The organism is Pseudomonas putida, assembly GCF_001976065.1.
GTDB lineage: Bacteria > Pseudomonadota > Gammaproteobacteria > Pseudomonadales > Pseudomonadaceae > Aquipseudomonas > Aquipseudomonas serbica.
In genome coordinates this window covers 452,045-466,717 of the sequence record NZ_MNAH01000001.1, presented here as the reverse complement: position 1 = coordinate 466,717, position 14,673 = coordinate 452,045, and the positions used below count along the sequence as shown (strand labels likewise).

General features: G+C 61.5%; 11 protein-coding genes. 2 read left to right on the top strand and 9 right to left on the bottom strand.

What is annotated here, in order from left to right; genetic code table 11:
- Positions 1-48: 48 nt before the first annotated feature.
- From tla1 to tssB, 9 genes are all read right to left on the bottom strand, one after another.
- On the bottom strand, positions 49-819 hold the full coding sequence (gene tla1, locus BKX96_RS02160) for a toxin Tle1 chaperone Tla1 (RefSeq protein WP_077182543.1): 771 nt from the start codon (positions 817-819) through the stop codon (positions 49-51).
- Positions 816-3,212: a type VI secretion system Vgr family protein gene (locus BKX96_RS02155; RefSeq protein WP_077182542.1), complete on the bottom strand. Its 2,397-nt coding sequence runs from the start codon at positions 3,210-3,212 to the stop codon at positions 816-818. The genes tla1 and BKX96_RS02155 overlap by 4 nt, the downstream gene beginning before the upstream one ends.
- A 2-nt stretch (positions 3,213-3,214) precedes the next feature.
- Positions 3,215-5,878 carry a type VI secretion system ATPase TssH gene (gene tssH / locus BKX96_RS02150; RefSeq protein WP_077182541.1) on the bottom strand — a complete coding sequence of 888 codons (2,664 nt, stop codon included), beginning with the start codon at positions 5,876-5,878 and terminating at the stop codon, positions 3,215-3,217.
- A 136-nt stretch (positions 5,879-6,014) separates the two neighbouring features.
- On the bottom strand, positions 6,015-6,506 hold the full coding sequence (locus BKX96_RS02145; RefSeq protein ID WP_046817247.1) for an Hcp family type VI secretion system effector: 492 nt from the start codon (positions 6,504-6,506) through the stop codon (positions 6,015-6,017).
- A gap of 34 nt (positions 6,507-6,540) precedes the next feature.
- Positions 6,541-8,262 (bottom strand): OmpA family protein, encoded by a 1,722-nt coding sequence (locus BKX96_RS02140; RefSeq protein ID WP_077182540.1) that lies wholly within the window; start codon positions 8,260-8,262, stop codon positions 6,541-6,543.
- A gap of 10 nt (positions 8,263-8,272) precedes the next feature.
- Complete coding sequence (gene tssL, locus BKX96_RS02135; RefSeq protein ID WP_077182539.1) at positions 8,273-8,953, bottom strand: type VI secretion system protein TssL, short form; 681 nt, start codon at positions 8,951-8,953, stop codon at positions 8,273-8,275.
- Positions 8,950-10,305 (bottom strand): type VI secretion system baseplate subunit TssK, encoded by a 1,356-nt coding sequence (gene tssK, locus BKX96_RS02130; protein WP_046817244.1) that lies wholly within the window; start codon positions 10,303-10,305, stop codon positions 8,950-8,952. The genes tssL and tssK overlap by 4 nt, the downstream gene beginning before the upstream one ends.
- Positions 10,302-11,867, bottom strand: coding sequence for a type VI secretion system contractile sheath large subunit (gene tssC, locus BKX96_RS02125; protein ID WP_077182538.1), 1,566 nt, complete (start codon positions 11,865-11,867; stop codon positions 10,302-10,304). The genes tssK and tssC overlap by 4 nt, the downstream gene beginning before the upstream one ends.
- Positions 11,868-11,901: 34 nt before the next feature.
- On the bottom strand, positions 11,902-12,405 hold the full coding sequence (gene tssB / locus BKX96_RS02120; protein WP_046817242.1) for a type VI secretion system contractile sheath small subunit: 504 nt from the start codon (positions 12,403-12,405) through the stop codon (positions 11,902-11,904).
- A gap of 481 nt (positions 12,406-12,886) precedes the next feature.
- On the opposite strand from tssB, the gene BKX96_RS02115 reads away from it, so the two are divergent.
- A complete protein-coding gene (locus tag BKX96_RS02115) occupies positions 12,887-14,197 on the top strand; it encodes a flavin-containing monooxygenase (RefSeq protein ID WP_077182537.1) in 1,311 nt (436 codons plus the stop codon).
- 51 nt (positions 14,198-14,248) lie between these two features.
- Entirely contained in the window at positions 14,249-14,665 is a 417-nt protein-coding gene (locus BKX96_RS02110) for a RidA family protein (RefSeq protein ID WP_008058648.1), read from the top strand.
- Positions 14,666-14,673 lie beyond the last annotated feature (8 nt).

The following is a 14,673-nucleotide window of genomic DNA, read 5'->3' as shown; positions in this document are numbered from 1 at the left end:
CGGGTATGGGCATGAAATTCGGCTCCTGTCTTGGCGGGGTCGAGGCACTCAGGCGATGCGCAACTTGTCGAGGGTGAAAGCTTCGCGTTCGGGCATCAGCAGCAATCCAGCCTGAGTGGCTTCGAGCATGGCGCCGTAGCAGGCATGAAAGTGCTGTTCGGCGCTCCGCTCGCAAGGCAGTGCATGGCCCAGGTTGTTCATGGCCAACGTGGCATCACTGGCACAACCGAGGGTGTCTACCTGGCTGTCGCTAAGTTCGATGGGACTCAACAGGGCGACGCTTTCGGGCGTATCGGGAGCCCCTGGAAAGTGCTGGGGAAGACCATCGCGATCGAGCCAGCTCCAGAACACGGCGGGACGCAGCCACGGCTGTTGCTGATCGGCTTGCAGCACATGGCTGAACAGCAGCGGGAACAGACGCGGATCGTAGTAGCGCAGCAACCCCGGATAGCCGCCATTGCGTGCTTCAAGACAGCGCCCCAGGTGCTCGGCCAAAGCCTGGAAAGGCCAGTGGGAAGCCAGCGCCAGCAGTTGCGAGCGACCCTGTAAGTCATGCATCAACCCCTTGAGCCACTGCCGCTGTAGCGGCTGCGCCAGGTCAACGCGCACCAGCAACGGCGCCAGCTCTTCGGCCCCTGCTTCCGGCAGCCCGGTGAACAACGAGTACCAGGTCAGTGATGGCTGCACACTGAGCACACTTGGGAGCAGTGGGCCATTGCTGCCCGCCTGGTCGATGATGATGTCCAGGCAGGTGATGGACGCCTTCGCGCACGAGGCCTCCAGCAAATCGATCCAGGTACCGAGCGGAGTGTTCGTCATGCTTGCGTCTCCCTGAGCACAAAGCCCTGCGCTACGGCCTGGGCTCTTTTCAGGCAGTCCTTGCACACTGAGCCGGGCAGTTCCGGTAGCGGATGGGTTTTGCTGGCGGCCGGGTTGAACTCGTGATGCGCCGCCTTGACCAGGTGATTGCCAGCCGTGCCCTTTTCGATGCCCCCCGCATCGAGGCTGAGATAGCTGCCCCCGCCGTTGAGGTAGATTCTCTTTTTCGCGGTCAGGTGGATTTCATCTTCGGTACTGGTGATTTCCAGGCCAAGACGGGCGATTAGCTCCAGCGTGCCGTTTTGCGCCTGCACGCTGATCGGGCCCTGGTTGGCAATCAACTTCATCCCCAGCTTGCGCACGAACATACTCAGTCCCTCGCCGATGCCGATGAACAGACGCTTGACCACGCTCAGATCGGCCTGGCCGCCGGCGTTGAGCATCAGGTTCTCCTGCGCCGCCAGTTGCAGGTGCTGGCCGCTGCTCAAGGCGATGCCCTGGGGCGCGCTGAGCAGGACCACCTGGGCCTGAAGTGCGTCGATTCGTTCATTCATAAGGGCCCACTGCGCCTGCACATCGGCGGGCTCGGCGTGGGCTGCCTGGGCATCGCTGGACAGGCCTTGCAGTTGGTCGCCGGCCTGTTGCAAGCGGCCCAGTGCGGCCTGCATGTCCAGCACCTGGCCCTGGGCTTTGGACTGCAGGTCGGCACTGATGAACACGCCCTTGCCCCCACGGATAGCGCCATACCCATCGCTCCTCAGCTCAAACCCCTCCCCCCGCTTCTGCTTCTGCGCATCCACCAGATGCCCCAGGTTCAACTGGCTCTTGCCACTGTGCTCGGTGCTGAGCTTGATGTGCTCCTCGCCGCGGTTGTCCTCCATGCGCAGCTTGTTGTTCGCCGGGGTGCGCAGCACGTTGCGTTTGTAGTTGCGCAGGGTCACGTGGTCCGGGTGGTCGCTGTCGTGCAGGGCGTGGGCGATGTAGGGGCGGTCCGGGTCGCCTTGTTCGAAGGCGATGGCCACTTCGGTGCCGCAGATCAGCGGCAGGTGCAGGCCGTGGGTGTCGCCGGCGTAGGGGCGTGCCTGGCGSAGCCACATGCTTTCCTGGCCGAGCTTCCASGGGTCGCGATCGAACAGGAAGTTGACCTTGTAGCGGCCTTCGAGGTCGATTTCGGCGTAGGGATCGTTGGCTTTGCCGCTGGTGACGCGGGCCGGCAGGGTGCCGGCGATGATCGGTTTGGGCGGGACTTGCGGGCGGAAGCAGACCATTTCCGCGTAGGGGATGGCCTCGAAATTTACTTCGATGCTGCGGTCGCGGGCCGCGCAGGTGTGCAGGCCGGTGATCACTGCGCCGGGGGTAAAGGCCTGGGGCGCGCCGGCGATTTTCAGCACCTGGCCCGGTGCCAGGGTGGCGCTGCTGCTGGCGCCGCTGAGGTGGGTCTGGTCGTTGAGGTAGCGTTCGTGGCGCAGGCGCGCGTAGAAAAAACCGCTTTCGCTTTGCAGGTCTTCGTCCTGGTCGAGGCGATCGCCGAGCACGCGGTAGGGTTCGGCGTAGTGGTAGGCCTCGCCGTAGGTGGTGGTCGTGGTGCCGCGAGTCTGGTCGACCTCGCCATCGAGCCGGGCCCGCGCATCGCGGTGATGATAGGCGCGAAAGTTGATGGATTTTTCCACCACCTGGTGGCGGGCTTGCAGGTCCCACACGCCGTCCTCGCCGCTGGCAAAGCCGGACGGTGGACGAAATGGCAGCTGCACGCCGAACTGGTAGTGACGCTGGTCGTCGTGGAATTCGACGACGTCGATCTGCAGGCGGTCGTCGTGGCTGAAGCGGTACCAGATGCCGACCTCGGCCAGCAGGCGCTCGATGAACTTGAGGTCGCTTTCGCCGTATTGCATGACCTGCTCGCGACGGGGGTATTCGCGCACCAGCTGGAACAGGAAATGCTGGCCGAGGAAATCGTGGCGGCTGCGCAGGATGTGCTCGACGATCTCCGGCACCGACTGTTGCTGGTACAGGCGGTACTGACGGCCGCGATCGAGCAGGGCCAGGCGCGGTTGCAGGGTGATTTCGTAGCGAGCTTCGTCGCGGGAGCTGGACAGGCGCTGGAAGGTGTTGACCACGCCATACAGGCTGCGCAACGGCTTGTACTCGGGCACTGGCAGGCCGGGGTAAGGCGGCTTTGGCGGCAACGGATACAGACTGAAGCGGGCGTCCTTGTTGAGTATTTGTTCGGCGCTGAGGTCCTGTTCGGCGCAGGTGAATTCGATGCGGTAGCTGAAGGGCTGGCTGAGGTGTTCCTGGCCTTCGAAGGCCAGGACGTCGAAGACGGCGTTGAATCGGTGGATGGTGAATATGTGGCGGCTGTGGTTGAAGAAGATGCGCGGTTGGGTGCTCATGGTCAGGCCTCCTCGACGATGCCCGGCATCGCTTCCTGTGTGTCGATGAACTGCAGCGTGATGCCGTCATCGTCGCTGTAACCCAGGGTCACCCCCAGGGCTTGCCGATGGGTCGCCTGGCGCTGCAGCAGTTGCTGGCTGAGCACCGGCAATATCTGTTGATTAAGCAGGCTGTCGATGTTGCGCGCGCCGGTATCGGGCAGCAGGCAGGCGGCAACCAGGGCCTGGTTGAGAGCGCTGTCGATCTGGCAGGTCAGGCCGTAATGTCGTTGCAGGCGCGTGGCGACCCGGGCGAGCTTTTGCGCGACGATGCGCTGCAGTGCGTCGACTTGCAGCGGGCGGTAGATCAGGGTCTGGAAGCGCGCGAGCAAGGCCGGCTGGAAGTGTTCGCGCAACAGTGGTCGCAGCAGCTCATGCAGGGTGCTGTCCGCTGCTTCAGGATGCTCTTGCAGGCAGGCTTGCAGTTCATCGCTGCCCAGGTTCGAGGTCATGAGAATGACGGTGTTGCGAAAATCGATTTCGCGCCCCTCGCCATCGCGCATGAAGCCGCGATCGAAGACCTGGTAGAACAGATTGAGTACGTCGCGGTGGGCCTTTTCCACTTCGTCGAGCAACACGACGCTGTGGGGGCGCCGGCGTACCGCTTCGGTGAGCACGCCACCCTGGCCGTAACCGACATAGCCCGGTGGCGAGCCTTTGAGCTGGCTGACGGTATGGGCTTCCTGATACTCGGAGAGGTTGAGGGTAATCAGCGACTGCCCGCCACCGAACAGGCAGTCGGCCAGCGCCAGGGCGGTTTCCGTCTTGCCGACGCCGCTGGTGCCGACCAGCAGGAACACGCCCAGCGGCGCTTGCTCCTCGGTCAGGCCGGTTTTGGCCGCACGCAGGCGCTGGGCCAGTGCGCCCAGGGGATGATCCTGGCCGACGACACGATCACTCAACTGCTGCTCCAGTGCCAACAGGCTGGCCTGCTCGTCCTTGAGCAGACTGCCCAGCGGCACGCCGGTCCAGTCGGCAATCACTTCAGCCACACTGCGCGGGTTGACGTCCAGCGAGAGCAACGGCTGGGCGCCCTGCACTTCGGCAAGCTGCTGTTGCAGTCGAGTACAAAGGGTAATCTGCAGGGGCTCAGCCTGACGTGCATCAAGCAATTGGCGGGTCAGGTCGAGTTCATCGCGGTATTGCCGCACCAGCGCACTGTGCTGGTCTTGCAGCTCGACAAGTTGTGCGTCGATCGAGGCAAGGCGCTCGTCGACGCTGCAGCCACCGAGTTGCGCATCCTCTGCCAGTGCTTGCCGTTCAAGCCCCAGGGCCGCCTGCCCGGCTTTGAGTCTGACCAGTGCCTGGGGTTCGCAGTCGAGGCCCATACGCACCCGTGCACTGGCGGTGTCGAGCAGGTCGACGGCTTTGTCAGGCAGCTGGCGACCGGTCAGGTAGCGCCGCGAAAGCGTGACCGCAGCCTGTACCGCCGCATCCTGAATGTGCACGCCATGATGACTGGCGTAACGCGCCTTCAAGCCACGCAGCATGAGACAGGCATCGAGGTCATCCGGCTCGTCGACCTTGACCTTCTGGAAGCGTCGTTCCAGGGCGGCATCGCGCTCGAAATACTGCTTGTATTCGCTCCAGGTGGTGGCGGCGATGGTGCGCAGCTCGCCACGGGCGAGTGCGGGCTTGAGCAGGTTCGCCGCGTCGGCACCGCCCGCCTGGTTACCGGCGCCGATCAGGGTATGGGCTTCATCGATGAACAACAGCACGGGATTCGCCGACTGCTGCACGGCATCGATGACGTTTTTCAGGCGTTGCTCGAACTCGCCCTTGACCCCGGCCCCTGCTTGCAGCAACCCCAGGTCGAGGGTCCGCACGCTGACTGGTTTGAGGCTGTCCGGAACATTGCCCTCGGCAATGCGTAGCGCCAGTCCTTCGACCAGTGCGGTCTTGCCGACGCCCGGTTCGCCGACCAGCAACGGGTTGTTCTTGCGCCGGCGACTGAGGATGTCGATGACCTGGCGTATCTCATCGTCACGGCCGAACACCGGGTCAATCCGCCCTTCCCGGGCCTTGACGGTAATGTCCTGGGTGAACCTGTCCAGCACGGCCTGCAAGGCCGCCTGGTTAGCGGTCGCGGGTGCAGGCGTGGCCAGCAGATCAGAAGCAACTTGTGCCTGATCAATGCCAGCCGCTTGCTGCGCCTGGGGACGTTCTTCGGAATGTTGATCGAGCAGTGCAGACAGCTGTTGTAACTGGGTTTCGCTGATGCTGAACAACGGCCAGGCGGCTTCGCAAGCCAGCAGGTCGGGTGACTCCAGCAGCGCGCCAAGCAAGTGCGCCGAGCGCAGGTGATCCTGGCTGTCCAGCGATGCACGCAGCCAGGCATCGCTGATCAATTGCTGCAGCTTGCCGCACAGCTGCGGCTTGCCCTGGACGCTGCGCGGCAGTGTGTCCAGGTGTTCAAGCAGCCCGCGCCAGAGTGCATCCAGGTCCCATTCGTAGCGACGGGCAATGAGCGTCAGGTCGCCCTCGCCCTGTTCGAATAATTTGAGCAGCCAGTGCTCGATACTGATGTAGCCATGGGCGCGACTTTGGCACAGCGTCGCCGCCGCGCTCAGCGCCTGGGCACAGTAGGAATTGAGACGGCGAAGCAAGCGGGAGGCGTTCTGTACCATGGGTACGTCCTTGTCTTGAGTGGGAGGCTGGTAATTAAAAAGAGCCCGGCTCGACGGGGTTGGCTGAGCGCCCGCGGACGGACGCTCAACACGGGACACTGGACCCGCAGGCAAGCATGCCTACAGGTTCAATGGGTTAAGCGCTCTGGCGTTCGTCCCAGGCATCGGAGTGACTGAAGTTGCCCTCGATGAACTTCCAGGTGATCTTCTCGAAGCGCAGCTGGACGTCTTCCAGGTGATTGTGTTTTTCCTTGGCCGGGTCCTTGATGTCGTGCATTTTCGTCACGACGCTTACGACCTTTACGTTCTCGAGCAGAGCGGTGTAGTAGACGACCTCCTGGCCTGCGTCATTGATGCGATACCACTTGAACTCGGCGCTCTTGAAGGTCTGCCCCTGGGACGCGCCCTTGAGCAGGTAGACGCTGGCGGCATCGATTTCCTTGGTGAACATGAACGGAGTGTGAATCCGTGTGCCTGTCAGCTTGCCGGTGTTGTTGTCAGTGGGAATGGTCAAGCCATGATCCTGGGCCAGCACTTCGATACTGCCCTCACGCCCTTGAACATCCACCGAACCCTTGATGTCGGCGCCGCCGTCATTTTTCAGCCACAGGTAAACGGGAATTGCCATGTGAAGCTCCTTCTCTCTGAACATGAATGCCGCGTTATGCGACAGGGGGTTGCAAATCCGGCCCCGCAGCGGGGAACACGCAGGCTCCAGGCTCCGGTACCAGACGAATATCAACTCGGCGATTGGCGCTGCGTCCGGTCTCATTGTCATTGCTGGCGATGGGCTGGCTGGCACCGAAGCCCTGCACCGCAAAGCAACTGGCGGGGATACCGCCCATGTGCTGCATCCAGTCGTGCACGGCGGCCGCCCGGGCCCGAGACAACTGCAGGTTTTGCTCGGCGCTGCCGGTGGCATCGGTATGGCCGCTGATCACGATGAGCCAGCCAGGCTGGGCCTTGATGTCGACCAGAGCATTGATAAGGACCCTGGTCGAGCCGGGTTTGAGCTGGGCGCTGCCGGTACTGAATAGCGACAGGCTGTCCAGGCGCACCGGCTTTGGATTACCCACAAGTCTTGGGGCCAGCGACGGATGACGGTGAGCGGCAATCGTCGACTGCAGCCTGATGCGCAATCGCTCGCCCCGGTAAAGGCCCAGCCCCAGCGAAAGGGGTGCGCCGTGTCGGTAGTAGCTGTCCAGTCGCAGGGCATCCTCGCGCAGCACCGCGAGAGCCTGCTCGCGCAGGATGAATTCAGGCCGATCGGGTTGTCCTGACGCGGGGATGGCGTGGTAACGACGCAGGTCATCACTGACCTGGCGGACCAGCAGGGTGTTCTGCCAGGCCGAGCTGGCCAGGGCCGTTGTCCCGGCAATGGCGAACATCCACAACGCGATGACGCTCGCGCGGCGCAATGGGACGCGTTGAGTCTGCGTGGGCAGCAGCGCCAATAAGGGATCGGGGAATGGCATTGACGTGCCCTGCCCTGGCTGCGCCTGCCTGACGTCATGCAGTGCAACCTTGTTGCGCAGCCATTGCTGCCACAGGTTACCCGCGACTGATTGCGCGAGCGCCGGTACGAAGGTGATGGCACAGACCCTCGGCAGGCTGTCGGGATCGCGCACATCGCGGGGGGCCAGGTGGGGCAGTACCGCGTTGTCCAGCCATGCCACGACACTGTTGAGCTTTACGCTGGTGTGCATGCGGGCAGCGCGCGTTGCGCTGTCTGAAGGCTGTCTTTGCCAGTCGTCCAGGCTGGCGCAGGTTCCGGCCTCGCGCACCCTGGGGCTGACTTCACCGGCCTCCCAACTGAACCAGGGGCCTTCTGCGGCCGAGACTTGCACATAGCTCGTCAACAATAGCGGCAACGCAACGCCGCCCTTTCGAATGAGGCCGACCTGATAGCGCAGTGCTCGCGCCTGTCCAGCCAGCACGGCGGTGTCGGCGTGTTCAGCCGGGTTGACGATGAACATGACGCTGAGCTGCCCACTCCATTCAGGACGCAGCGTCATCAGACTGGCGGTGACCGCAGGCAACTGCTCAAGCCCGGGCACCCGCAAATAGCAACCGTGACGGGTTGTGCGCAATGCCAGTTGTTCCACCGGCGTCGCGCCGAACAATCCCGTCAGGCCATCGCCACAAACCAGGACGACCGGTTGACGGTAGGCGGCCGGGGGCAGCGAGGTATTCTCGGCCAGGGTCAATGATGCGCGCATTGACGTTGCCCGGCGCCCAATCCGGTTCCAGGCTACACCCACGACGCACACAACGACCAGAACGGCCATGGCGCGCAGGCTCCAGGTCAACGGAAAGACAATCAGCAACACCAGTAAGAGCGCACCCGCCCATAACCAGAGACCGCGCATCAGTGTCGGCGTCATCGGTCCCACCTCAAGCCTCACCGGGCAAAACCGAGCTGAGGAGATTGGCCAACAGGTGGTCAAGCCCCCACCAGCAACCGACAAACAGCAGACCCACAAGCAGACCATGAGCCAGTGGCGAACGCGGCCATAGCGCAATGCGCAGTCCCTGTCCGAATGTCTTCTTCGTCGCCAGGGTCTGGCTGAGTGCCAAGGGGGCGACTTGCACTTGGAACGCGCTCAGCAACTGTTCGCGCTCAGGATCTTCGGCATCGTGGTAACGCCCCTGGAAGCCGAGCATCAGCACCCGATGGAACACCGTCAGCACCAGTGGATCAGGGGCGGGCTCGCGCAAGACTTCGCGCATGTCTTCATACAGGAACTCGCCCGCCTGGTGACGGCTGAAGAACTTCGCTTGCAAGGGTTCTTTCGTCCAGGCGTCGCGAGCCTGCTTATCGACACGCAGTACGGTTTCATCGAGCAAGGCGCACTGGGCATGGCTGATGTGATCGATGCTGCGCGGGCTCAGACCGGCATGCTCGAGCATCTGGCGAACATGTTCGACCTGCTTTACGCAAAGGTCCTTCAACGTCGGGCCATCGTGCGTCGATGCGCCCTTGCACAGTTCTACCACCAGCAGGTAGCTGTCCTGCAGCAACGCGTCGATATCCACCGCCATTGCGGTGGTTTTTCTTGAGGCATTCAGGTTCATGTGCGCAACACCGCAAACAGTTCAAGTTTCACCTCGGCCAGTGTGCTCGGGACGTAGAAGGCGCAGACCCCTGCAGCCAGCACCGCCTGCCCCTTGGCGTGGTCGAGATCCAGGGCGAAATACTGGTTCTCCAGTCGCAGCGGAATGGCTGCCGGTACATGGCTGAGCGACTGCAACGGCACTCCGTCGAGCGCGGCGTTGATCAAGTGATCGACATCGTCCGGCGTGCCGATCTTGCACAAGCGCGGGAACTGGCTCTGCACCTGTGCCGCCGGCAAGCGGCAACGCACCGACAGATAAAAATCAGCGCCTTCGCGCTCGCACAGACGTGGATCATTGAGGCTGACCTTCCAGCGGTTGGCGCCGTTCTCCTCCATCTCAAGGGCAATGACCCGCGAAGGCAGGCTGGCCTCAAGCAAGGTGGAGATCAGACGCAACAGTGGGGGAAAAACGCTTTCCAGCTGCTCATGTCGATAAGCCGGAATCTGCTCGATATCGTGTTCCAGGGAAAAGGTCAGCAGGCCGCCGGCCAACTTTGCCAGTTCCCGATATACCGGCTCGGGATGTCGTGCCGGGTGCGCCTTGATATCTGCCAGGATCGGCTGGTAGGTGTTCAAGGCATTGAGCAGCCAAAACAACGACACATCGGCCACGGCAAAATCGGCCATGCGCTGGTTACTTTCACGACGCATGCCCATCAGCCGTTGACGCTTGGCGGCCAACTGGATCAGCAAATTATCCAGCTGCGCCAGCAACCCCGGGTGTGCCGCGAAGTCGAGCAGCGGTGGCACATAAGCGCCATCCAGCCCCCATGCACCCTGCCCGTCCCGTATCAGGCGCACGATCGGACAGGTCAGGTAATCGGCGTTATCGTCGTGGGCAAAACGCAGGCTCAGCACGTGTTCCAGCACGCCGATCTGCTGCACCTCGCTTTCGTACACGTCCTGCACTTTGCGCCAGTCCTGGCGATAGCGCGTGGGTCGCTCGACCTTGCCGTCATCGAGCAGGCAGTTGTTGCCATTGGCCTGCTCCAGCGGCAAGGCCAATACCACCGTGGCATCCTGCACGTCACTGGAAAGCAGCTCGGTCAATTCCAGGGCCGAGGGCAGACGATCCACCTCATCAGTATCGATCAAGGTGCCATCGGGCATGCGCAGGCACAACCTTGTGGCCTTGAGCTTGCCCAGGCGCAGGGTCTCCTGGTCAAACGCCACTGCCCCTACACCCCAGGGATGCACCAGTGACAAATGAGCCAGGCGTTCGTTGGTCCAGGCTTCCCATCGCGCCTGTTGCTGGAACTGCTGGGGGCACAGGAGTGCCCCCGCAGACCATACGGGACGGTCGATTTTCAAGACCTGGATTCCCCGCGAGCGCCATCGGCCTTGCGCTTGGGCATCTGCGACACCAGCGAAAGATTGACGTCCATGCCTTCGACCTGGAAGTGCGGCACGGCATACAGCTTGACGCGGAAGAAGCCCGGGTTGTCCTCTATGTCTTCCACGGTCACCTTGGCATCACGCAGCGGATGCGAGGCCTGCAGGTCGTCGCCCGGGTCGGTCATTTCGGTGACCAGTCCGCCGATCCACTTGTTCAGCTCAAGTTCCAGCAAGCGCCGGTCCTTGGTGGTGCCGATGTTTTCGCGCTGGATCAGCTTGAGGTAATGGGCAATGCGCGATAGCAGGAAAATGTAGGGCAGGCGCGAATTGATCCGGCTGTTGGCGGTCGCATCGGCAGTGTCATAGAGGGCCGCTTTCTGAGTCGAGTTGGCCGAAAAGAAGCATGCGTAGTCGCGGTTCTTGTAATACGACAGCGGGATGAAACCGAGGTCGGCGAACTCGAATTCGCGGGTTTCAGGGATCATGACTTCCGAAGGAATCTTCACCTGGTTGCCGGTGCCCAGGTCGTACAGGTGGATAGGTAATTCAGTGACTGCACCGCCCGACTGCGGCCCGCGGATCTGCACGCACCAGCCATTGGCAATGAAACTCTTGACCATGTTGGCGGCAAAGGCGAACGAGGCGCTGGTCCACAGGTACTTGTCGTGGTCGGGGCCCTTGACGCTCTCGATGTAGTTGAAGCTGCGCACCGGGACGGTGTCTGGGCCATAGGGCAGGCGTCCGAGGACACGGGGCATGACCAGGCCGATGTAACGGGCGTCGTCACTGTCGCGGAACGCCTTCCATTTCAGGTATTCGGCGCGGTCAAAATAGTTGCCGATGTCCTTGATCGCGGCCACTTCTTCCATCGACTGCTTGCCGAAGAAGGCCGGGCCGACGGTGCCGATAAATGGCATGTGCGCAGCTGCGGCGACTTTGGAAATGTTGCGCAACAGGGCGATGTCCTGAGGACTGCGACCGAACTCGTAGTTGGAGATAGCCGCGGCAATCGGCTCGCCGCCCGGCGTGTCATACTCCTGGGTATAGGTATGCACGTAGAGGCCGCTTTGAGCTATTTCCGGTGCATCGTCGAAATCCTGGACCAGATGATCCTTGCTGATATCCAGCAATTCGATGCGCACGTTCTGGCGGAAATCGGTCTGGTCGATCAGCGATTTGACCCCGCGCCAGGTTGACTCGACGCGCTGGAAATCCGGGTGGTGCATTACGGCATCAAGTTGCCGACTGATTTGCGCATCCAGTGAGGCAATGTGATCATCGAGCAGGACTTTATCCAGGCGCTCAACCTTCTGTGAAGACTGTCCGAGCAGTTTGAGAAAAACACTGACTGCCGCAGTCACTCGCTCATCAGCAGACACTTCGGACAGCGCCTCGGTATTCTGAAACACTTCGATACTACTTAGTATGGAGACCGGACTGAGATTGATCTTTCCGAACAGCGCGCCATATACACCTTTACTTTCTTCGGACAACACTGTAGCGCCGCGCGATTGCACGTTAGAACTTTCGATGGACATGAAGGTAACTTCCCTTTAAACGAACCGAAGTGGATTAACGATTTTCTGGCGGCGCCAATGCGGCCAACTCAGCGCGCAGTTCGTCACTCAGCGCATCGTCCTTGAGAATGCGTTCCAGTTCATGACGAAAGGTGGCATTGTCCAGCAGGTTAGACTTGAGGTCGCGCAACAGGTTGCGCATGGCCAATAGTGCACGCAGATGCGGGATTTGCCGTGCTACCTGCTCCGGCTCGAAGTCCTTCATGCGCTGGAAATTCAGCTCGACCGAGGTGTCGCCGCCATCATCGACCAAGGTATTTTCCACGGCCACTTTCAAGAGAGGAGAAAACTCCGCCAATACGCTATCGAAGTTGTTTTTGTTGATCGAGACTTTGCTTCGGGCTGATAAGGGACGCTGCTCCTGGCCATTGCTGTAGTCCCCCATCACCATCAGCTTCAGTGGTAGTTCGACTTTTTTCTGCGCACCGCCGGTATGCAGGTCGAGCTTGATATTGACCCGCGCCTTCGGCACTTCGTTTTGAAAACTGCTTGAAGACATAACACCTCCCGATTATTTTGCGACGGCCACTGCCATCGCTAAAACCTGTAGCGACAGGAACTCGAAACTCTAGCCAACAGAGTAGAAAGTTCCTCCACTACAGCCTGTGAATTCCATGTCTAAATAAGTACAACAATATACGCACGGGAACTATGTCTGTTCTCCTACAACAACAATGAAGTATCTCACTCTCACATTCCACCCCTGTCCTTAACTTTGGGAAATTTCGTACTTATTTACGGAAACGCCCTACAAGAAACCCGTGGAAATGGACATTTTGTCGGGCGCCAGTCTTCGTTTTTCTGCTCCGACCGGACTGCACCCTCCCCTCCGATCCACCCGGTCAAAACCCACTGCATCAATTATTTATACTCAAATGCCAGCTTAATAATATTTTACCGACATCAGGCTGATCCCTAGTCTTGAGCCCAGGAAATGGCAGGTCGACACCGACCGTTAACCAACTTCGAAGGGCAAGCAGATGACCATTGAAAAAACAATAATAGATACCTTGATTGTCGGCGCCGGCCAGGCCGGCGTAGCCATGAGTGAACACCTGAGCAAGCTCGGCGTGCCGCATCTGGTGCTGGAGCGCAATCGTATTGCCGAGCGCTGGCGCACCGGCCGCTGGGATTCGCTGGTGGCTAATGGTCCGGCCTGGCACGACCGTTTTCCCGGCCTGGAATTCGACGACATCAGCCCCGATGGTTTTGCCCCCAAGGAGCGCGTGGCCGATTACTTCGAAGCCTACGCCCGCAAGTTCAAGGCGCCGATCCGCACCGGGGTGGAAGTGAAGAAGGTCGAGCGCAACGTCGGTCGCCCAGGCTTCACCGTCGAGACCTCCCAGGGCGTGATCGAGGCCAGCCGAGTGGTGGCTGCCACGGGTCCGTTCCAGCGTCCGGTGATCCCGCCGATCGCCCCCAAGGATGCACAGTTGCTGCAGATCCATTCCGCCGACTACCGCAATCCCGGGCAATTGCCCGAGGGTGCCGTGCTGGTGGTGGGCGCAGGTTCCTCGGGCGTGCAGATCGCCGATGAATTGCAGCGCTCCGGCAAGCAGGTTTACCTGTCGGTGGGCGCCCACGATCGTCCGCCCCGCGCCTATCGCAACCGTGATTTCTGCTGGTGGCTGGGGGTGCTGGGCGAGTGGGACCAGGCCGCGATGAAACCCGGCCGCGAACACGTGACCATCGCCGTCAGTGGCGCCCAGGGTGGCCGCACCGTGGACTTCCGTGGCCTGGCCCATGCCGGCATGGTGCTGGTGGGCCTGACCCAGTCGTTCAACGGCAGCGTGGCGACTTTCCAGGCGAACCTGGCGGAGAACCTGGCCCGGGGCGATGAAAACTACCTGGCCCTGCTCGACGCCGCCGATGCCTACATCGAACGCAATGGCCTGGACCTGCCGGAAGAACCCGAAGCGCGCCATACCTTCCCGGAGCCGGACTGCGTCACCCATCCGATCCTTGAGCTCGACCTGGCCAAGGCCGGTGTGACGTCGATCATCTGGGCTACCGGCTTTGCCGTGGACTACAGCTGGCTGAAGGTTGACGCCTTCGACGACAACGGCAAGCCCCGGCATCAGCGCGGGGTGTCCAGCGAGGCTGGCGTGTATTTCCTCGGCCTGCCGTGGCAGTCCCGTCGTGGTTCGTCGTTCATCTGGGGCGTGTGGCACGACGCCAAGTACGTGGCCGATCACATTGCCATCCAGCGGACCTACCTTGAGTACCGCGACGCCGCCCAACGCGAGGCCGATAGCAACCCGGCCGATCACAAGACCACTGTCAGCGCTTGATAACCGCTCGGCGCGTGAACCGCGCCGCCCCCCATATTCCAGGAGTTTCAAATGACTACGCCTACCCACACTCGCATCCGCATGTTCAACACCAAGGAAACCTACCCGAACCAGAGCCTGGACAACGACCTGTGCCAGGCCGTCCGCGCCGGCAACACCGTGTATGTGCGCGGCCAGGTCGGCACCGATTTCGAGGGCAACCTGGTCGGCCTGGGCGATCCGCGGGCGCAGACCGAGCAGGCCATGCGCAACGTCAAGCAACTGTTGGAAGAAGCCGGCAGCGACCTGAGCCACATCGTCAAGACCACCACCTACCTGATCGACCCGCGTTACCGCGAACCGGTGTACCAGGAAGTGGGCAAGTGGCTCAAAGGCGTGTTCCCGATTTCCACCGGGCTGGTGGTGACGGCATTGGGTCAGCCGCAGTGGCTGATGGAGATTGATGTGATTGCGGTAATTCCCGAATAAGGAGCAGG